We start from the raw sequence: 20,006 nt of genomic DNA on the forward strand, positions 1-20,006 counted from the left end.
GCGGGGCTGGGACTACGAAATCGAGACTTTGTCTATCGATTTCTGTCCCATCGCCTTTTCTTGTAATTTCAGAAAATAGATAGGGTAAAGACTTTTCAATTCTTTTAAAAAGTAGTATAATGTTTCTATTATAGAAATTTTTAGAAAATTCAAAAAGAGGTTTGTTATGGGATACACAGTTGCTGTTGTCGGTGCTACAGGTGCCGTTGGTGCTCAAATGATCAAAATGTTGGAAGAATCAACTCTTCCAATCGATAAAATTCGCTATCTTGCATCTGCACGTTCTGCAGGAAAGGTCTTGCAATTCAAAGGCCAAGATGTGACTATTGAAGAAACAACAGAAGAAGCTTTTGAAGGAGTTGATATTGCTCTCTTCTCAGCTGGTGGTTCAACTTCTGCAAAATACGCACCTTATGCTGTTAAAGCGGGGGCAGTAGTAGTAGATAACACTTCTTATTTCCGTCAAAATCCAGATGTGCCATTAGTCGTTCCTGAAGTAAACGCCCATGCTCTTGATGCTCACAACGGAATCATCTCTTGTCCAAACTGTTCAACTATTCAAATGATGGTTGCTCTTGAGCCTGTTCGTCAAAAATGGGGTTTGGACCGTATCATTGTATCAACTTATCAAGCAGTTTCAGGTGCCGGTATGGGAGCTATTCTTGAAACCCAACGTGAGCTTCGTGAAGTCTTAAATGATGGAGTTAACCCACGTGATGTTAAAGCAGAAATCTTACCTTCAGGTGGAGATAAGAAACACTATCCAATCGCCTTCAACGCTCTTCCGCAAATTGATGTCTTCACTGATAATGACTACACTTATGAAGAAATGAAGATGACAAACGAAACTAAGAAAATCATGGAAGACGATAGCATTGCCGTTTCAGCAACTTGCGTGCGTATTCCTGTCTTGTCAGCCCACTCTGAGTCAGTCTATATTGAAACAAAAGAAGTAGCACCAATCGATGAAGTCAAAGCTGCTATTGCTGCCTTCCCAGGTGCAGTTCTTGAAGACGATGTTGCTCACCAAATCTATCCTCAAGCAGTCAATGCTGTCGGTTCACGTGATACATTTGTCGGACGTATCCGTAAAGACTTGGATGCTGAAAAAGGGATCCACATGTGGGTGGTGTCTGATAACCTTCTTAAAGGTGCTGCTTGGAACTCAGTGCAAATTGCAGAGACTTTACATGAACGTGGTTTGGTTCGTCCAACTACAGAATTAAAATTTGAATTGAAATAGGGAGCAAAACAGAAATCAGTAACTCGAAGAGTTTGATTTCGTAGTTTTGCCCCCGCACAGTTGATTAGTAAGTACGAATGTTGCAAACATGAGTAGTTCCAATCAACCACTGCGTTATGAAACAGAAATCAGTAACTCGAAGAGTTTGATTTCTTCCTCTTATTTTATGTACAGAACAGGAGGTAAAGGCAAGTATGCCCCAGCCTCTTTCTTATATAGAGAAAGGTTTTTTCTATGTCTTATCAAGATTTAAAAGATTGTAAAATTATCACTGCTTTTATTACCCCTTTTCATGAAGATGGGTCAATAAATTTTGACGCGATTCCAAAGTTGATTGAACATTTATTGGCACACCATACTGATGGTATTCTCATGGCGGGGACGACTGCTGAGAGTCCAACCCTAACCCACGATGAAGAGTTGCAGTTGTTCGCGGCTGTACAAAAGGTTGTTAACGGCCGTGTTCCTTTAATTGCGGGTGTTGGTACTAACGATACTCGCGACTCGATCGAGTTCGTTAAAGAAGTAGCGGAGTTTGGTGGTTTTGCAGCCGGTCTAGCGATTGTACCTTACTACAATAAACCATCTCAAGAAGGTATGTACCAACACTTTAAAGCCATTGCAGACGCATCAGATTTGCCAATTATTATCTATAACATCCCAGGTCGTGTAGTTGTCGAAATGACTCCAGATACTTTACTTCGTTTGGCTGACCATCCAAATATTATCGGTGTCAAAGAATGTACTAGTCTTGCCAATATGGCCTACTTGATTGAGCATAAGCCTGAAGACTTTTTGGTATACACTGGTGAAGATGGGGATGCTTTCCATGCTATGAATCTTGGTGCTGACGGTGTAATTTCTGTTGCTTCTCATACGAATGGTGATGAAATGCATGAAATGTTCACTGCGATTGAAGAGAGTGATATGAAGAAAGCGGCATCTATTCAACGTAAATTTATTCCCAAGGTTAATGCTCTCTTCTCATACCCAAGTCCTGCACCTGTTAAGGCAGTACTCAACTATATGGGATTTGAAGCTGGTCCAACTCGCCTCCCATTGGTTCCTGCGCCTGAAGAGGATGCTAAACGCATTATCAAGGTTGTTATTGACGGAGACTACGAAGCAACTAAAGCGACTGTCACTGGAGTTCTTCGACCTGATTACTAATATAACTAAGATAAATAGAAACTTCCTAACAAGTAAAATTGTTGGGAGTTTTTTTCTTTTTCTACGAATAGTTAAATAGAGAGAGAAAAAGGAGTCGATCATGAAAATTAAGATTGATAATTTTGAAATTTATAAGCTAAAGCAAGCAGGATTAAGTAATCAGCAGGTTCTGAAAGTACTTCAATACGGAGAAATTTATGATCAGGAATTGAGTTTAGAGACAATCGCTGAAGCCTCGGAGTGTCGTAACCCAGTAGTTTTTATGGAGCGGTATCATAAGCTGACTTTTGAAAGTATGGAACGTTTAAAGAAAGATTTTGAAAAGTTCCCATCATTTTCGATTTTGGATGATGTTTATCCAATTGCACTCAGTGAAATTTACGATGCACCTGTATTGCTTTTTTATAAAGGAGATTTAAATCTCTTAAAATTACCAAAGATAGCAGTTGTAGGTAGTCGCTCTTGTAGTCAAACCGGAACCAAATCAGTCCGGAAAGTCATCGAAGAACTGGAGAATGAATTAGTTGTGGTGAGCGGACTTGCTAGAGGAATTGACACAGCAGCCCATATGTCAGTTCTTCAAACTGGTGGCAAAACGATTGCAGTGATCGGAACTGGTTTAGACGTCCATTATCCCCGCTCCAATAAACGTCTTCAAGAATATATTGGAGACAATCATTTAATACTAAGTGAGTACGGACCAGGGGAAGAACCCTTGAAATTTCACTTTCCTGCCAGAAATCGCATTATTGCAGGATTGTGTCGAGGAGTTATCGTTGCAGAAGCTAAAATGAGATCTGGTAGCTTAATCACTTGTGAGCGTGCGATGGAGGAAGGTAGAGATGTCTTTGCGATTCCAGGTTCCATTTTAGATGGACGCTCAGACGGCTGTCATCATTTGATCCAAGAAGGAGCAAAACTAGCAACATGTGGGCAGGATATTCTCGCTGAGTTTGAGTTTTAGAAATAGAATCATTTCATTTAGCAAACTTTTCTTCTATTATATGGGTGTTAAGTCTTGACAGGTTTTTAAAAATGGTTTACACTTTATAAAGTTTAATTACTTTGAGAAGGTGTGATACTGTGGTAACGGCAACCAAAAAGAAAAAATCAACAAGTAAAAAAAATCTTGTAATCGTAGAGTCGCCTGCAAAGGCTAAAACGATTGAAAAATATCTAGGACGTAATTATAAGGTTTTAGCCAGTGTCGGACATATCCGTGATTTGAAAAAGTCAAGTATGTCAGTTGACGTTGAAAATAATTACGAGCCGCAATATATCAATATTCGAGGTAAAGGTCCTCTTATTAATGATTTGAAAAAAGAAGCAAAGAAAGCCAATAAAGTCTTTCTTGCAAGTGACCCGGACCGTGAAGGAGAAGCTATTTCTTGGCATTTAGCGCATATTTTAAATCTTGACGAGAATGATACTAACCGTGTTGTTTTCAACGAGATTACCAAGGATGCGGTAAAAAATGCCTTTAAAGAACCTCGTAAAATCAATATGGATTTGGTCGATGCCCAACAGGCCCGTCGTGTTTTGGACCGTTTAGTAGGGTATTCAATTTCACCAATTCTTTGGAAAAAAGTTAAAAAAGGCTTATCGGCAGGACGTGTTCAGTCTGTTGCGCTTAAATTAATCATTGATCGTGAAAATGAAATCAATGCCTTCCAACCTGAAGAATATTGGACGATTGATGGTGTCTTTAAAAAAGGTACCAAGCAATTCCAAGCTTCTTTTTATGGAATGAATGGCAAGAAGATGAAGTTGGCTACCAATGAAGAAGTCAAAGAAGTTTTATCTCACCTTAGCAGTAAAGACTTTACTGTTGATCAAGTAGATAAAAAGGAAAGAAAGCGCAATGCTCCTCTTCCATATACAACGTCTTCTATGCAGATGGATGCTGCTAACAAGATAAATTTCCGTACTCGCAAGACTATGATGGTTGCTCAGCAACTCTATGAAGGAATCAATATTGGTACAGGTGTCCAAGGTCTGATTACCTATATGCGTACGGATTCTACTCGTATCAGTCCAGTTGCTCAGAATGAAGCTGCTAGCTACATCAATGAACGTTTTGGTAGTAAGTATTCTAAACATGGTAGCAAGGTAAAAAATGCCTCTGGCGCTCAAGACGCCCACGAAGCTATTCGTCCTTCAAGTGTCTTTAATACTCCTGAAAAAATTGCTAAGTATTTGGATAAAGACCAGCTAAAACTTTATACCCTTATCTGGAACCGCTTTGTAGCGAGTCAAATGACTGGTGCGATTTTCGATACCATGGCTGTTAAACTTTCGCAAAATGGTGTTCAATTCGCGGCAAATGGTAGTCAGGTTAAGTTTGATGGTTATTTAGCCATTTACAACGATTCTGATAAAAATAAGATGCTGCCTGATATGGAAGTAGGAGATGTGGTCAAACAGGTTAATAGCAAACCTGAACAACATTTCACACAACCACCGGCACGATATTCTGAGGCTACTTTGATTAAGACCTTGGAAGAAAACGGAGTTGGACGTCCATCTACCTATGCTCCAACCATTGAAACAATCCAAAAACGTTACTATGTAAGACTAGCATCTAAACGCTTTGAACCAACTGATTTAGGACAAGTCGTTAACAAGCTGATTGTTGAATATTTCCCAGACATTGTTAACGTGAAGTTTACCGCTGAAATGGAAGGTAAACTGGATGATGTCGAGGTTGGAAAAGAAGAGTGGCAACGGGTTATTGATGAATTTTACAAACCATTCTCTAAAGAGGTCGCTAAAGCTGAAGCAGAGATGGAAAAAATTCAAATTAAGGATGAGCCAGCTGGATTTGACTGTGAAGTTTGTGGTAGTCCTATGGTAATTAAGATTGGACGCTTCGGTAAGTTTTACGCATGTAGCAATTTCCCAGATTGTCGGCATACGCAAGCCATTGTTAAAGAAGTCGGTGTTACATGTCCAAATTGTCATCAAGGGCAAATTATCGAACGCAAAACCAAACGTAATCGTATTTTCTATGGATGCAATCGTTATCCAGAATGTGAGTTTACCTCTTGGGATAAACCTGTTGGACGTGATTGTCCTAAATGTGGTCACTTCCTCATGGAGAAAAAAATCCGTGGTGGCGGAAAACAGATTGTATGTAGCAATGGTGACTACGAAGAAGAAAAGATTAAATAAAAATAATTAGGGCTGAAATGATAATTTCAGCTCTTTTTAATTTAAACTTGACAGATTTTATCTTTTTATGCTTAACTAGAAGAAGATTATTCTTACTTAGGAGTAGATATGCGCATTATTTATCTTTGCATTGGATTCATTTCTTTAGCTTTAGCAATCGTTGGAGTTGCCTTGCCACTATTACCGACAACACCCTTCCTCTTGTTGTCAATAGCTTGTTTTTCAAAATCTTCTAAACGTTTTGAAGATTGGCTCTATCATACCAAGCTCTACCAAACTTATGTTGCGGACTTTAGAGAAACTAAGTCTATTGCGCGTGAACGGAAGAAGAAGATTATCGTATCGATTTATATTTTGATGGGCATCTCCATTTATTTTGCTCCGCTCTTACCTGTAAAAATTGCTTTAGGCTGCTTAACAGTATTTATAACCTATTATCTCTTTAAGGTAATACCAGATAAAGAATAGCTAAAAAAGTAATGATTTTCCTTGATAAAAAGTAGGGGTTACTTAAAACAATATGATATAATAATATTAAAGAAAGCTTCAAGGAGTATCAAATGATTTACGAATTTTGTGCTGAAAATGTGACCTTGCTTGAAAAAGCTATGCAGGCAGGAGCTCGCCGTATTGAGCTCTGTGATAATTTAGCGGTTGGTGGAACGACACCAAGCTACGGAGTAACCAAGGCAGCTGTTGAACTTGCATCAAACTACGACACGACTATCATGACTATGATTCGTCCACGTGGTGGTGACTTTGTTTACAATGACCTCGAGATTTCTATTATGCTCGAGGATATTCGTCTAACTGCTCAAGCAGGTAGCCAAGGGGTTGTCTTTGGTGCCTTAACAGCAGATAAGAAATTGGATAAGGCTAACCTTGAAAAGTTGATTGTTGCATCTAAAGGTATGGAGATTGTCTTCCATATGGCTTTTGACGAATTGAGCGAACAAGATCAGTTGGAAGCCATTGATTGGCTCAACCAGGTTGGTGTAACACGCATCCTCACTCGAGCTGGTGTATCTGGCGACTCGTTAGAGAAACGTTTTGCTCACTACCGCAGAGTTTTAGAACACGCTGCAGGAAAAATCGAAATTTTACCGGGTGGTGGGATTGACATGGACAACCGTCAAACCTTTATTGACCAACTGGGCGTGACACAATTACATGGAACTAAGGTTGTCTTTTAAAAAATAGAAAGGAACTGCTAGCTTTTGGTAGCAGTTTTCGCTTATGTTTGAAATTTTTAAGGCCTATCAGTTTAATAGTAAAAAGGCTAAAGAGTTTGGATTTGTAGAAAATCAAGGTGTATGGACCTATAGTTCGACTATCTTGCAGGGAGATTTTCTCATGATGGTTACAGTTGAGGATGGGGACTTAAGTTTTCAAGTTTATGACCAAGAAACTGGGGACCTCTATCCTCAAGTGCATATGGAAAGTATGAGAGGAACTTTTGTCGGGAGCGTTCGAGAGTCTTGTTTAGAAGTTCTTTATGGCACTCGAAAGGCTTGTTTTGAGGTACAGGAATTTCTCTATCCACAGACCAAGAGAATCATGGCGCTTGTTCAAGAAAAGTATGGTAATCAGCTGGAATATCTATGGGAGAAATCACCTGATACGGCGGTTTTGCGCCATGAAGATAATCAGAAGTGGTATGCTATTTTAATGAGAATTCCTTGGGATAGGCTAGATAAGGAGAGAGAAGGGCTAGTGGAAGCAGTCAACCTCAAACACGACCAAGTAGCTGACTTGCTTTCACAAAACGGAGTTTATCCAGCCTTTCATATGAATAAACGCTATTGGATTAGTCTTCCACTCGATGACACTCTAACTGACGAAAAGGTCCTTGAATTATTTGAGAGAAGTTGGTTTTTGACTTCTAAGAAATAAACATATTTGAGTTTTCAAATACTTTCAATTCGCAAAATATTCTTTATTGAAGAAATTTTCAGAAAATATTGGATTTTTTCTTGACAAGTGATTTTTCCTATGCTAGAATACTAAACAAGACATCAAACAAAGGAGAAAGCCAAACATGAAAACAGCTAAGTTTAATCAATTTGCTTTGTTGTTGAGGTACTCGGACTAGTGCAAAAGCATTAGTCCTGTTTGGCTTACCAAGCGGGAGTAAATCAACATCTCGCTTGGAACTCCGAGCGAGATGTTTTTTCTATATCGAAAATGTGAAGGGAGAATTCTCATGCGTGTAGTTGAGTTTTTAGATACCAGTCTCCGAGATGGTGAGCAGACACCAGGTGTCAATTTTTCAATAAAGGAAAAGGTTGCTATAGCAAAACAGCTAGAGAAATGGGGGATTTCAGCAATCGAAGCTGGTTTTCCAGCTGCTAGTCCAGATTCATTTACAGCTGTTCAAGAAATCGCTAAATCCATGAAAAAAACAGCAGTGACAGGCTTAGCTCGTTCTGTAAAATCTGATATTGACGCTTGTTATGAAGCACTCAAGGATGCTAAGTATCCACAAATACATGTCTTTATCGCAACTAGCCCTATTCATAGAGAGTTCAAGTTGAACAAGAGTAAAGAGGAAATATTGGAAGCAATTAAAGAACATGTTTCCTATGCATGTTCTAAGTTTGAAGTAGTAGAATTCTCTCCTGAAGATGCGACTAGAACCGAGTTGGATTTCCTTTTACAAGTCGTTCAGACAGCGGTAGATGCGGGTGCGGCCTATATCAATATTCCTGACACGGTTGGTTTTACGACACCAGAGGAATATGGAAGCATCTTTAAATACTTGATTGACAATGTACAAACTGACCGACAAATTATCTATTCACCTCACTGTCATGATGATCTTGGAATGGCGGTAGCAAATAGCCTTGCGGCCGTTAAGAATGGGGCAGGACGTGTTGAGGGAACCATTAACGGTATCGGAGAACGAGCTGGGAATGCTGCTCTAGAAGAGATAGCAGTAGCTCTCAATATTCGCCAAGATTATTACCAAGCAGAGACAAGCATCGTTCTAGATGAAACCATCAATACGTCTGAAATGGTTTCACGCTTCTCAGGGATTCCAGTTCCTAAAAATAAGGCAGTTGTCGGAGGAAATGCCTTTTCTCACGAATCAGGTATTCACCAAGATGGCGTTCTTAAAAATCCACTTACCTACGAAATCATCACACCAGAGCTGGTGGGTGTTAAGAGTAACAATCTGCCACTTGGTAAATTATCTGGTCGCCATGCCTTTGTAGAAAAACTAAGAGAATTGGCCCTAGACTTCACAGATGAGGATATCAATCCACTCTTTACCAAGTTCAAAGCCTTAGCAGATAAGAAGCAAGAAGTTACAGACGCAGATATTAGAGCTCTGGTAGCTGGAACCATGGTTGAAAATCCAGAAGGATTCCACTTTGATGATTTGCAACTTCAAACTCATGCGGAAAATGATATTGAAGCAACTGTCAGCCTATCTAATCTGGATGGTGAGAAGGTCGAATTTAATGCTACTGGGCAAGGTTCTGTGGAGGCTATCTTCAATGCTATCGACAAGTTCTTTAATCAATCGGTTCGTCTGGTATCCTATACAATAGATGCGGTAACGGATGGTATTGATGCTCAGGCAAGAGTCTTAGTTACTGTTGAAAACAAAGACACAGAAACAATCTTTAATGCGGCCGGACTTGATTTTGATGTACTGAAGGCTTCAGCAATTGCATACATTAATGCCAATACCCTTGTTCAAAAAGAGAATACTGGCGAGATTGGTCCAAATGTCTCTTACCGAGATATGCCTAGTCTTTAAAGGAGAATACCATGACAAAGAAAATTGTTGCCCTTGCAGGTGACGGAATCGGCCCAGAAATCATGGAAGCTGGTTTAGAAGTTCTAGCCGCTATAGCCGAAAAAACAGGCTTTGACTATGAGATAGATAGGCGACCTTTTGGCGGTGCAGGTATTGATGCAGCAGGACATCCTTTGCCAGATGAAACTTTAAAAGCTGCTAGAGAAGCAGATGCTATCCTTCTAGCAGCTATTGGTAGTCCCCAGTATGATAATGCCGCAGTTCGACCTGAACAAGGCTTGCTGGCTCTTCGTAAGGAACTCAATCTCTATGCTAATATTCGTCCGGTTAAAATCTTTGATAGTCTCAAGCATTTATCACCTCTTAAGCCCGAACGAATTGTTGGTGTTGACTTTGTAGTAGTGCGTGAGTTGACAGGTGGGATTTACTTTGGAGATCATATCCTTGAAGAGAAATCGGCACGTGATATCAACGATTATAGCTATGAGGAAGTAGAGCGGATTATACGCAAGGCCTTCGAAATTGCAAAAGGTCGAAATAAAGTTGTTACTAGTATCGATAAGCAAAATGTGTTAGCAACTTCAAAACTCTGGAGGAAAGTAGCTGAAGAAGTCGTAAAAGATTTTCCGGATGTAACCTTGGAGCACCAGCTAGTCGACTCGGCTGCCATGCTCATGATTACAAATCCAGCCAAGTTTGATGTAATCGTGACAGAGAATCTTTTCGGAGACATCCTCTCGGATGAGTCAAGTGTCCTATCTGGTACACTTGGAGTCATGCCATCGGCTAGTCACTCTGAAAATGGACCGAGTCTCTACGAACCCATTCATGGTTCGGCGCCTGATATAGCAGGCCTAGGAATCGCCAATCCTATTTCTATGATTTTATCAGTTGCTATGATGTTGCGTGATAGTTTTGAACGATATGAGGATGCGGATTGTATCGAGCATGCTGTTGAAGAAACTTTAGCAGCAGGAATTTTAACGAGAGATATAGGAGGACAGGCTTCAACTAGTGAAATAACAGAAGCCATCATTGAAAGACTATGAAGATAAATCAAGGAATTACTTTTGCTATTTTGATTTGGAATTTATTGGTATTTATGATTTATGGTATTGACAAATCCAAAGCAAAAAGAAGTGCTTGGCGAATACCAGAAAAATATTTATTATCATTTGCATTCATTCTTGGTGGTTTTGGTGCTTGGTTGGCAGGTATTACCTTTCATCACAAGACTAGAAAATGGTATTTTAAAACGGTTTGGTTCCTAGGAATAGTGACTACACTAGTAACTTTGTATTTGATATGGAGGTAATGAATGGCAGGAAAATCAATTTTTGATAAATTATGGGACCTCCATGTGATTACAGGAGAAGAAGGACAGCCTCAACTCATGTATGTAGATCAGCACTATATTCACGAGGTGACCAGTCCTCAAGCTTTTCAAGGATTGCGAGATGCAGGGCGAAGATTGAGAAGACCAGATTTAACATTTGGTACCTTTGACCACAATGTTCCAACGGTAAATATTTATGATATTCGAGATGTAATCTCGAAAGCACAGATTGATAAGTTGGCAGAAAATGTTGAGGAATTCGGGATTGAACATGCGGCCCACGGTTCTGAAAAACAAGGCATCGTTCACATGGTTGGTCCAGAAACAGGACGAACACAACCAGGAAAATTTATCGTCTGTGGAGATAGCCATACGGCGACCCATGGAGCCTTTGGAGCGATTGCCTTTGGGATTGGAACCAGTGAGGTCGAGCACGTATTTGCTACTCAAACTATTTGGCAGGTTAAACCCAAGAAAATGTTGGTGGAATTCACAGGAGTTCCTCAAAAAGGAGTCTATTCCAAGGATTTCATCCTAGCTTTGATTGCCAAGTATGGTGTTGCTTGTGGTGTTGGCTACGTGGTTGAGTATCGTGGTCAAGCGATTGATGCACTCAGTATGGAAGAGCGAATGACCATCTGCAATATGTCCATTGAGTTTGGCTCTAAGATGGGAATCATGAATCCAGATCAGATAACATATGACTATCTAAAGGGACGTGAGTGTGTTCCAAAGGATTTTGATGCAGCAGTAGCTGATTGGAAAAGACTGGTTAGTGATGACGATGCCGTCTATGACAAGGTTATCCGTATGGATGTTTCTGAATTAGCACCTATGGTGACTTGGGGAACCAATCCTGCCATGGGAGTTGACTATGAGACTAGCTTCCCAGAAATAAAAGATATGAACGATGAACGGGCCTATCATTACATGGATTTACAACCAGGTCAGAAACCAGCAGATATCCAACTTGGCTATGTTTTTATAGGTTCTTGTACTAATGCTCGGCTTAGCGATTTGCAACTGGCTGCTCGATTTGTCGAAGGGAAGAAAATTGCTCCCAACTTGACAGCAATCGTAGTACCTGGTTCTCGACCAGTCAAGCGAGCTGCTGAGAAGTTAGGTTTGGATAAGATTTTCCAAGATGCTGGATTTGAGTGGAGAGACCCAGGTTGCTCCATGTGTCTAGGGATGAATCCTGACAAGGTACCAGATGGTGTTCACTGCGCCTCAACTAGCAATCGTAACTTTGAAGATAGACAGGGATTTGGAGCGAAGACCCATCTTTGTAGTCCAGCAATGGCAGCTGCGGCAGCTATCGCAGGACGATTCGTAGATGTTCGGCAAATGCCAGAAGCCCAGTAAGGAGAGGATATGGAAAAATTTACAGTTTATACAGGAACAACGGTTCCTCTTATGAATGATAATATCGATACCGACCAAATCCTACCTAAACAGTTTCTGAAGTTGATTGATAAGAAAGGTTTTGGAAAATACCTCATGTATGCTTGGCGTTATGTGGATGATCAGTATACTGAGGACCCAGACTTTGTCTTTAACCGATCTGAATATCGTAAAGCCAGTATCCTCATCACAGGAGATAATTTTGGGGCTGGTTCTTCGAGGGAACACGCTGCTTGGGCATTAGCAGACTACGGCTTTAAGGTCGTTATTGCTGGCTCTTTTGGAGATATTCATTACAATAATGAACTCAATAATGGCATGTTGCCTATTGTTCAGCCTAGGGAGGTTAGAGAAAAGCTAGCCCAACTTAAACCGACCGACCAGATAACTGTGGACTTGGAACAACAAACAATCATCACACCAGTCGGAGAATTCACTTTCGAAATTGATAGTGAGTGGAAACACAAGCTCTTAAATGGTTTAGATGATATCGGTATTACCTTGCAGTATGAAGACTTGATTGCTGCTTATGAAAAACAACGACCAGCCTACTGGCAAGAATAAAAAAATAGAAAAGGAAACAGAACTATGACAAAACACATTCAATGGAACGGAACACTTTCACAAGAAGGCTATGACATTTTAAAAGGTGAGGGCGGATGTATCGTTTGTCCTACTAAAGTCGGTTACATCATCATGACTAGTGACAAGGCTGGACTTGAGCGTAAGTTTGAAGCCAAAGAACGTAACCGTAACAAACCAGGTGTTGTCCTCTGTGGTAGCATGGACGAGCTACACGCTTTAGCACAGCTAAATCCTGAAATCGAAGCCTTCTATCAAAAACATTGGGACAAAGATATTCTCCTCGGTTGTATCCTTCCTTGGAAACCAGAAGCCTTTGAAAAATTGAAAGCATACGGTGATGGTCGTGAAGAACTCATGACAGACGTTCGTGGTACTAGCTGTTTTGTCATCAAGTTTGGTAAAGCTGGTGAACAATTATCTGCCAAACTTTGGGAAGAAGGGAAAATGGTCTACGCTTCATCTGCAAACCCTTCTGGAAAAGGAAATCGTGGTAAAGTGGAAGGAATTGGGGAGCGTATCGAAGGAGCAGTGGATCTTGTCATCGAAGCAGACGACTACGTTGCCTCAATCCAACCAGACAAAACAATCGAAACTCGCTACGAGCAAGGTGTGATGGTGTCTATGGTTGATAAAGACGGCAAGCTTATTCCAGAACAAGGAGGAACACGCTCAACATCACCAGCACCAGTTGTGATTCGTAAAGGACTTGACATCGATAAAATCATGATGCATCTGTCAGATACCTTTAACTCATGGGACTACCGCCAAGGGGAGTATTATTAATATAGAAAAGAAGTCTAGTGTTAAGAGACATTGAAGCTCCTAACGCTGGGCTTTTTCTTTAGAAATTCTTTTCATTTTTTATAGGATATGATATTCTATATATGAAATATATAGTTTCTTATTCGAACATTATTATAAAAGGAGTAAGATTGATGCTAAAAAGAAAAGTCAGTTTGGAAGATTTTTATGCTTGGTACCAAGAAAATAAAATAAGATTAAGAGAAGATGCATCTAAATATAGTATTTACAATGAACAATTACGTGAAGAATTTCTTAAAGAGTGGCCACTTGATAGAATTTTAACACTATCTATCGATGAATACGTCATTGGGAAAGGAGCTCAAAGTAATTCTTTTTGCTACGGTCTTGAGAGGGGGAAATACAAATCTTTATTTATGGGAATTGGAGGCGGAGGTTCTTCAAAATTTGGTATTTATTGGAATGAAAAAACAAAGAGTTATAAAGATCAAGCTAATAAAGTCATTCCTCTTTCAGAGTTGGATCATCGATTTACTAAATTAAAAACAGATTTGTACGAAATTATTAAAGAAGGTATTCATTTCAAATTTGATAATGCTATCTTTGATATGAAAAAGTCAACAAATGAATTTATTGGTCGTTCTGCGGTGGTGACAAAATTACTTTGTATTTATTCTGAGAATCATTCTTTTTTAGGGGTAAATATGAATAGTCAAAAGAGATTCTGGAACAAGCTACTTCCTCAAAAAAATCAAGGGGGGCCTTATCTTCAGAATCATGAGATTTGTCAACTCGTATTGCAAAAGTATCCTGAGCTGGAACCATCATTGTTGGGAAGTATCTTATTTGAATATTCAACACAATTTTTAGACGAAAAAGAAAAGAAAGAAGAAAAAATGTCTCTAGAATATAAGGTTTATTATCCATTGAGTCAAACTCTACTACAATCCAAAAACCTCATTCTCCGTGGTGCACCTGGTACAGGAAAAACTTATCTTGCTAAAGAAATTGCCAAAGAATTAACAGATGGTAACGAAGATCAAATCGGCTTTGTTCAGTTTCATCCATCCTATGACTATACAGATTTTGTGGAGGGGTTAAGACCAGTATCAAATGGGGATGGAGCTATTGAGTTTAGGCTACAGGATGGTATTTTTAAAGATTTTTGTCAGAAAGCAAAAGAAGCCCAATTGATTGGAGGACAAGATAATTTTGATGAGGCTTGGGATTCTTACTTAGAATATATAAATGTTGCTGAAGAAAAAGAATATATAACAAAAACATCTTACTTATCTGTTAATAGTAGACAAAATTTGTCAGTAAATTATGATAGTGGTGTTCCAGGATGGTCACTACCTCGCAAATATGTTTATGAGTTGTATAAAGATAAAAATTATAATAAGCAAGAATACTACAAAAGTGGTGGAAGAACTGTCCTAGAAACATTGAGAAAGAGATTTGGTCTGAAAGACTACCTTTCCCCAACAGAAATTGATACCGATAAGAAATTCGTCTTCATCATCGATGAGATCAATCGTGGTGAGATTTCTAAAATTTTTGGTGAACTCTTTTTCTCCATTGATCCTGGATATCGTGGCGAAAAGGGAAGAGTATCTACCCAATATGCCAATCTACACGAAAACGATGAAAAGTTTTATATCCCAGAAAATGTTTACATCATTGGAACTATGAATGATATTGACCGTTCGGTAGACACCTTTGATTTTGCAATGCGCCGTCGTTTCCGTTTTGTTGAAATTACTGCTGAAAGCCAACTAGGCATGCTAGATGATGCTCTTGGTGATAAGGCTGAAGAAGCTAAAGCGCGTCTAAGAAACTTGAATGCTGAAATTGAAAAAGTTCAGGAACTAAATAGTCATTATCATATCGGACCAAGTTATTTTCTTAAGTTAGAAGATGTAAACTTTGACTATGAGTTGCTCTGGTCTGATTATCTGAAACCGCTCTTGGAAGATTACTTACGTGGTTCTTATGAAGAAGACGAAATACTGAATACTTTGAAAAAAGCATATGATTTGACAAATCAGCAAGATATTGGTGATGACGATGCAGTTAACTGACAATCAACAGGCCTTAAACAAAGAAGAGTTTATCACAGAATATCCTAAAATTAGTCAAGTTCTTCTAGATAGAACTCTAGATAATCTTTCTCAAGAAGATAGTATCTTTATATTTCCAAACGACCTGAAAAATTCTCCTGATTTGGATAAGGAACAAAAGATTTTGGAAACAGTCAATCAGAAAATTAAGACAGGGAATGTGATTGGATTTCTGGGGTGTGGTCAGGAGAGATTAACCATTTCTTCCCGCTTTTCGAGTAAAAGTGATGACTATTTTTTGCATTATCTATTGCAGAAAGTTCTAAATATCAATCTCACTAGTTTGGATGTTGGTTTATCGCGCGAGGAAAGACTCTATCAGCTTTTAATCTACCTCTTTCCAAAGTATTTGGAAGCTGCTATGCGAAAGGGACTTTATAAGGAATACCAGAGATTTTCCCATAATGATAGTCATATCAAGGGAGTGATTGATGTAGGAAATCATCTCAAGAAAAATCTTCCTTTCACAGGCAATATTGCTTATACTACAAGAGAATTTACTTATGACAATCCGATGATGCAGCTGATTCGTCATACTATCGAGTACATTAAAAATCAAAAATCTCTAGGAAGAGGTATCATTTATACTAATCGTGATAATATTACAGAAATAATTCGTGTAACACCTTCGTACAAACAAGCTGATCGTGCTAAGGTTATTCGACGAAATCAAGATAAACCTCTTCGTCATGCCTACTTTCGAGAGTACAGAAAATTGCAAGAACTTTGTCTGATGATCCTAAATAGGGAAGAGCATGGTTTAGGTTACCAAGAGCAAAAAATCCATGGTATTCTTTTTGATGTTGCTTGGCTTTGGGAAGAATATGTTTATACCTTGTTGCCAAAAGATTTCATACATCCTAGAAATAAGGATAAGACGAACGGTATTTCAGTATTTTCTAATCGTGAAAGAAAAGTATATCCAGATTTTTATGATAGAGAACGAAAGATTGTACTAGATGCTAAATATAAAAAACTGGAATTGACTGAAAAGGGAATTAATCGTGATGATCTATTTCAATTGATTTCTTATGCTTATATCTTACAAGCAGAGAAAGCTGGCTTGATTTTCCCTAGCATAGATCAGACAGTAAGTAGTGAAATAGGTAAAGTTGAAGGTTATGGGGTCTTACTTAAAAAGTGGTCTATCCAAATTCCTCAAAAGACGTCATCCTACAGCGAATTCTATGAAATGCTAGGGATGTCAGAAAAAATTTTTCAAAATAATATAAATCAAAAATAGAGAGCCTATAAACTCTCTATTTTTAATGAAATCACCAACAAAATCCGAACGTTATAAATTTTAGGTTTCAAAATAATTGACAAAAACTTTACCTTAGTTTATAATCGTTAGAGGAAACGTCGGAAAAGGCGTAGTGATGCGCAAGCATAGGTAGGTCATTATAAAAGAAACGAGACATCGAAATGTTAAACGAATTTCCGATCTTTGACTATGAAGACATTCAGCTAATCCCTAACAAATGTGTCCTTAAAAGTCGTGCAGAAGCTGACACACAAGTGACACTTGGGAAGCACACCTTTAAATTACCAGTTGTTCCTTCTAATATGCAAACTATCTTGGATGAAGATGTTGCAGAACAACTTGCAAAAGGTGGTTATTTCTATATCATGCATCGCTTCGATGAAGCTGGGCGCATTCCTTTTGTGAAACGCATGCATGAAAAAGGGTTGATTGCTTCTATCTCTGTTGGTGTTAAAGATTACGAGTATGATTTTGTTAGTCAATTAAAGGAAGATGCGCCAGAGTATATCACTATTGATATCGCTCATGGACATGCCGACAGTGTGATTTCAATGATTCAGCACATCAAAAAAGAATTGCCAGATACGTTTATCATCGCTGGTAACGTTGGTACTCCAGAAGCTGTTCGTGAACTTGAAAATGCTGGAGCAGACGCTACTAAGGTCGGAATCGGTCCAGGTAAAGTATGTATTACTAAGGTTAAAACTGGTTTTGGTACTGGTGGTTGGCAGTTAGCAGCTCTTCGCTGGTGTGCTAAAGCTGCGCGTAAACCGATTATTGCCGATGGTGGTATTCGTACACACGGAGATATTGCCAAGTCAATCCGCTTTGGTGCTAGTATGGTTATGATTGGCTCACTATTTGCAGGTCATATTGAAAGTCCAGGAAAAACAGTTGAAGTCGATGGTAAACAATTTAAAGAATACTATGGTTCAGCTTCAGAATATCAAAAAGGTGCCTACAAGAATGTTGAAGGAAAGAAAATTCTTCTTCCTGCCAAAGGACATTTACAAGATACCCTAACTGAGATGGAACAAGATTTGCAAAGTTCAATTTCTTATGCTGGAGGTCGTAAAGTAGCTGATCTTAGACATGTAGATTATGTGATTGTGAAGAACTCTATCTGGAATGGAGATGCTCACTAAAAAATATCATTACTTATTTATGCCGCGAATTGGCGTGGCGTTTCTACAAGGTACCGTAAATACCTAACAATGAGTAAGTCAAGAGAGATAAAAGAAGCAGAGATATCTGTTTCAATCTTTCTAAGGGGCTTACTTTGTAAGTCCCTTTTTATTTCGGAGGTTAATGTGAAATTACTAGAGGAACGTATTTTAAAAGATGGGAATATTCTAGGTGAGAATATTCTTAAGGTGGATTCCTTCTTGACCCACCAAGTTGACTATTCCTTGCTGCGTGAGATTGGTCGTACTTTTGCAGAGCATTTTAAAAATGCTGGCATTACAAAAGTTGTAACCATTGAAGCATCTGGAATTGCTCCAGCTCTATATGTTGCAGAACAATTAGATGTACCTATGATTTTTGCTAAGAAGGCAAAAAATATTACCATGAATGAAGGAATTTTAACTGCAGAAGTATTTTCTTTCACGAAACAAGTTACTAGCACTGTATCTATTGCAGGGAAGTTCTTATCTCCAGGAGATAAAGTATTAATTATTGATGATTTCTTGGCTAATGGTCAAGCAGCTAAAGGTTTGATTCAGATTATCGAGCAAGCTGGTGCTACAGTTGAGGCCGTCGGAATTGTGATTGAAAAATCCTTCCAAGATGGTCGTGAGCTGTTAGAAAAATCAGGTCATCAGGTAGTATCACTTGCTCGTTTAGAGCGTTTTGAAAATGGAAAAGTTATCTTCAAGGAGGCAGACATCTAATGAATCAACAGGAAAAACACTCACAGGCAGCCGTTCTTGGTTTGCAACACTTACTTGCTATGTACTCAGGTTCAATCCTAGTACCCATCATGATTGCAAGTGCTTTGGGGTATTCAGCTCAACAGTTGACATACCTTATCTCTACAGATATCTTTATGTGTGGGGTTGCAACTCTCCTACAATTGCAACTCAATAAACACTTCGGTGTTGGTTTGCCTATTGTTCTTGGGGTAGCCTTCCAGTCTGTTGCTCCACTTATTATGATTGGACAAAGTCATGGTAGTGGTGCCATGTTTGGTGCCTTGATTGCTTCAGGGATTTATGTTATCCTGATTTCAGGTATCTTCTCTAAGGTTGCCAATCTTTTCCCTGCAATCGTAACTGGTTCTGTTATCACAACTATCGGATTGACCTTGATTCCAGTTGCTATCGGAAATATGGGAAATAACGTTGAAAAACCAACTGGACAAAGTCTAGCCTTGGCAATGATTACTGTTCTCATCATTCTTTTGGTCAATATCTTTACAAAAGGATTTATCAAATCTATTTCGATTTTGATTGGTTTGATTGCCGGTACGATTATTGCAGCGACTATGGGCTTGGTTGATTTTTCTCCAGTAGCAGAAGCTCCACTGGTTCATATCCCAACTCCATTCTACTTTGGCGCTCCACAATTTGAGATTTCATCTATTGTCATGATGTGTATCATCGCTACTGTATCCATGGTAGAATCAACAGGTGTATATCTTGCCCTTTCTGATATTACTAAAGATCCAATTGATAGCACTCGTCTCCGTAATGGTTATCGTGCTGAAGGTCTCGCTGTTTTACTTGGTGGACTTTTCAATACCTTCCCTTATACAGGATTTTCACAAAACGTAGGTTTGGTGAAACTTTCAGGTATTCGTACTCGTTTGCCAATCTACTACGCAGCTGGTTTCCTTATCTTACTCGGTCTTTTGCCTAAGTTTGGTGCCTTGGCTCAGATTATTCCTAGCCCTGTTCTTGGTGGAGCAATGCTCGTCATGTTCGGTTTTGTGTCTCTCCAAGGGATGCAAATCTTGGCTCGTGTAGACTTTGAGCACAATGAACACAACTTCCTCATTGCAGCAGTGTCTATTTCTGCTGGTGTGGGATTAAACGGAAGCAATCTCTTCAATACTTTACCGACTGAATTACAAATGTTCTTCTCAAATGGTATTGTCATTGCGAGTGCTGTAGCCATCATCTTGAATGCTATTTTGAATCGTAAAAAATAAAAATAAATGAGAAGTGATAGAAATATCCTTCTCA

18 protein-coding genes and 1 riboswitch are annotated in these 20,006 nt (G+C 39.0%); all 18 genes read left to right on the forward strand.

The window, feature by feature from the left end:
* Positions 1–166 precede the first annotated feature (166 nt).
* The 18 genes from I1J71_RS00705 to I1J71_RS00790 all read left to right on the forward strand — a co-directional run bounded on the left by I1J71_RS00705 (position 167) and on the right by I1J71_RS00790 (position 19,972).
* Positions 167–1,243 (forward strand): aspartate-semialdehyde dehydrogenase, encoded by a 1,077-nt coding sequence (locus I1J71_RS00705; protein WP_195183350.1) that lies wholly within the window; start codon positions 167–169, stop codon positions 1,241–1,243.
* 234 nt (positions 1,244–1,477) lie between these two features.
* Positions 1,478–2,413 (forward strand): 4-hydroxy-tetrahydrodipicolinate synthase, encoded by a 936-nt coding sequence (gene dapA / locus I1J71_RS00710; RefSeq protein ID WP_195183351.1) that lies wholly within the window; start codon positions 1,478–1,480, stop codon positions 2,411–2,413.
* Between the two features lie 106 nt (positions 2,414–2,519).
* Positions 2,520–3,377, forward strand: a complete 858-nt coding sequence (gene dprA, locus I1J71_RS00715) for a DNA-processing protein DprA (protein ID WP_368407196.1) — start codon at positions 2,520–2,522, stop codon at positions 3,375–3,377.
* 119 nt (positions 3,378–3,496) lie between these two features.
* Positions 3,497–5,584, forward strand: a complete 2,088-nt coding sequence (gene topA, locus I1J71_RS00720) for a type I DNA topoisomerase (protein WP_195183353.1) — start codon at positions 3,497–3,499, stop codon at positions 5,582–5,584.
* Positions 5,585–5,692: 108 nt separating this feature from the next.
* Positions 5,693–6,052, forward strand: coding sequence for a YbaN family protein (locus tag I1J71_RS00725; protein WP_006148621.1), 360 nt, complete (start codon positions 5,693–5,695; stop codon positions 6,050–6,052).
* 92 nt (positions 6,053–6,144) lie between these two features.
* Positions 6,145–6,777 carry a copper homeostasis protein CutC gene (locus I1J71_RS00730; RefSeq protein WP_195183354.1) on the forward strand — a complete coding sequence of 211 codons (633 nt, stop codon included), beginning with the start codon at positions 6,145–6,147 and terminating at the stop codon, positions 6,775–6,777.
* A 43-nt stretch (positions 6,778–6,820) separates the two neighbouring features.
* Complete coding sequence (locus tag I1J71_RS00735; RefSeq protein ID WP_195183355.1) at positions 6,821–7,477, forward strand: MmcQ/YjbR family DNA-binding protein; 657 nt, start codon at positions 6,821–6,823, stop codon at positions 7,475–7,477.
* Between the two features lie 310 nt (positions 7,478–7,787).
* Complete coding sequence (locus I1J71_RS00740; RefSeq protein ID WP_195183356.1) at positions 7,788–9,350, forward strand: 2-isopropylmalate synthase; 1,563 nt, start codon at positions 7,788–7,790, stop codon at positions 9,348–9,350.
* Between the two features lie 11 nt (positions 9,351–9,361).
* Positions 9,362–10,399, forward strand: a complete 1,038-nt coding sequence (gene leuB / locus I1J71_RS00745) for a 3-isopropylmalate dehydrogenase (protein ID WP_195183357.1) — start codon at positions 9,362–9,364, stop codon at positions 10,397–10,399.
* A complete protein-coding gene (locus I1J71_RS00750; RefSeq protein WP_195183358.1) occupies positions 10,396–10,665 on the forward strand; it encodes a DUF1294 domain-containing protein in 270 nt (89 codons plus the stop codon). The genes leuB and I1J71_RS00750 overlap by 4 nt, the downstream gene beginning before the upstream one ends.
* A 3-nt stretch (positions 10,666–10,668) precedes the next feature.
* Positions 10,669–12,051 (forward strand): 3-isopropylmalate dehydratase large subunit, encoded by a 1,383-nt coding sequence (gene leuC / locus I1J71_RS00755; RefSeq protein ID WP_195183359.1) that lies wholly within the window; start codon positions 10,669–10,671, stop codon positions 12,049–12,051.
* Positions 12,052–12,060: 9 nt separating this feature from the next.
* Complete coding sequence (gene leuD, locus I1J71_RS00760; protein ID WP_195183360.1) at positions 12,061–12,654, forward strand: 3-isopropylmalate dehydratase small subunit; 594 nt, start codon at positions 12,061–12,063, stop codon at positions 12,652–12,654.
* A gap of 24 nt (positions 12,655–12,678) precedes the next feature.
* Positions 12,679–13,458, forward strand: a complete 780-nt coding sequence (locus I1J71_RS00765; protein WP_195183361.1) for an L-threonylcarbamoyladenylate synthase — start codon at positions 12,679–12,681, stop codon at positions 13,456–13,458.
* A gap of 152 nt (positions 13,459–13,610) precedes the next feature.
* Complete coding sequence (locus I1J71_RS00770) at positions 13,611–15,518, forward strand: McrB family protein (RefSeq protein WP_195183362.1); 1,908 nt, start codon at positions 13,611–13,613, stop codon at positions 15,516–15,518.
* Complete coding sequence (locus tag I1J71_RS00775) at positions 15,505–16,800, forward strand: McrC family protein (protein WP_195183380.1); 1,296 nt, start codon at positions 15,505–15,507, stop codon at positions 16,798–16,800. The genes I1J71_RS00770 and I1J71_RS00775 overlap by 14 nt, the downstream gene beginning before the upstream one ends.
* Before the next feature lie 182 nt (positions 16,801–16,982).
* Positions 16,983–17,966: a GMP reductase gene (guaC, locus tag I1J71_RS00780; protein ID WP_195183363.1), complete on the forward strand. Its 984-nt coding sequence runs from the start codon at positions 16,983–16,985 to the stop codon at positions 17,964–17,966.
* Positions 17,960–18,056: riboswitch (purine riboswitch) on the forward strand. (Overlaps the previous gene by 7 nt.)
* A gap of 75 nt (positions 18,057–18,131) precedes the next feature.
* A complete protein-coding gene (locus I1J71_RS00785; protein ID WP_195183364.1) occupies positions 18,132–18,713 on the forward strand; it encodes a xanthine phosphoribosyltransferase in 582 nt (193 codons plus the stop codon).
* A complete protein-coding gene (locus tag I1J71_RS00790; RefSeq protein ID WP_195183365.1) occupies positions 18,713–19,972 on the forward strand; it encodes a nucleobase:cation symporter-2 family protein in 1,260 nt (419 codons plus the stop codon). Before I1J71_RS00785 ends, I1J71_RS00790 begins: the two co-directional genes overlap by 1 nt.
* Positions 19,973–20,006 lie beyond the last annotated feature (34 nt).

Source organism: Streptococcus infantis, from assembly GCF_015546995.1.
In the GTDB taxonomy this organism is placed as follows: domain Bacteria; phylum Bacillota; class Bacilli; order Lactobacillales; family Streptococcaceae; genus Streptococcus; species Streptococcus infantis_J.

Excerpts from the sequence above, each read along its gene's own strand:
- leuC (WP_195183359.1), top strand. The coding sequence starts at position 10,669 with ATGGCAGGAAAATCAATTTTTGATAAATTATGGGACCTCCATGTGATT.
- I1J71_RS00790 (WP_195183365.1), top strand. The coding sequence starts at position 18,713 with ATGAATCAACAGGAAAAACACTCACAGGCAGCCGTTCTTGGTTTGCAA.
- dapA (WP_195183351.1), top strand. The coding sequence starts at position 1,478 with ATGTCTTATCAAGATTTAAAAGATTGTAAAATTATCACTGCTTTTATT.
- I1J71_RS00725 (WP_006148621.1), top strand. The coding sequence starts at position 5,693 with ATGCGCATTATTTATCTTTGCATTGGATTCATTTCTTTAGCTTTAGCA.
- I1J71_RS00740 (WP_195183356.1), top strand. The coding sequence starts at position 7,788 with ATGCGTGTAGTTGAGTTTTTAGATACCAGTCTCCGAGATGGTGAGCAG.
- guaC (WP_195183363.1), top strand. The coding sequence starts at position 16,983 with ATGTTAAACGAATTTCCGATCTTTGACTATGAAGACATTCAGCTAATC.
- leuB (WP_195183357.1), top strand. The coding sequence starts at position 9,362 with ATGACAAAGAAAATTGTTGCCCTTGCAGGTGACGGAATCGGCCCAGAA.
- I1J71_RS00750 (WP_195183358.1), top strand. The coding sequence starts at position 10,396 with ATGAAGATAAATCAAGGAATTACTTTTGCTATTTTGATTTGGAATTTA.
- I1J71_RS00765 (WP_195183361.1), top strand. The coding sequence starts at position 12,679 with ATGACAAAACACATTCAATGGAACGGAACACTTTCACAAGAAGGCTAT.
- I1J71_RS00735 (WP_195183355.1), top strand. The coding sequence starts at position 6,821 with ATGTTTGAAATTTTTAAGGCCTATCAGTTTAATAGTAAAAAGGCTAAA.
- I1J71_RS00705 (WP_195183350.1), top strand. The coding sequence starts at position 167 with ATGGGATACACAGTTGCTGTTGTCGGTGCTACAGGTGCCGTTGGTGCT.
- I1J71_RS00775 (WP_195183380.1), top strand. The coding sequence starts at position 15,505 with ATGCAGTTAACTGACAATCAACAGGCCTTAAACAAAGAAGAGTTTATC.
- I1J71_RS00770 (WP_195183362.1), top strand. The coding sequence starts at position 13,611 with ATGCTAAAAAGAAAAGTCAGTTTGGAAGATTTTTATGCTTGGTACCAA.
- I1J71_RS00730 (WP_195183354.1), top strand. The coding sequence starts at position 6,145 with ATGATTTACGAATTTTGTGCTGAAAATGTGACCTTGCTTGAAAAAGCT.
- leuD (WP_195183360.1), top strand. The coding sequence starts at position 12,061 with ATGGAAAAATTTACAGTTTATACAGGAACAACGGTTCCTCTTATGAAT.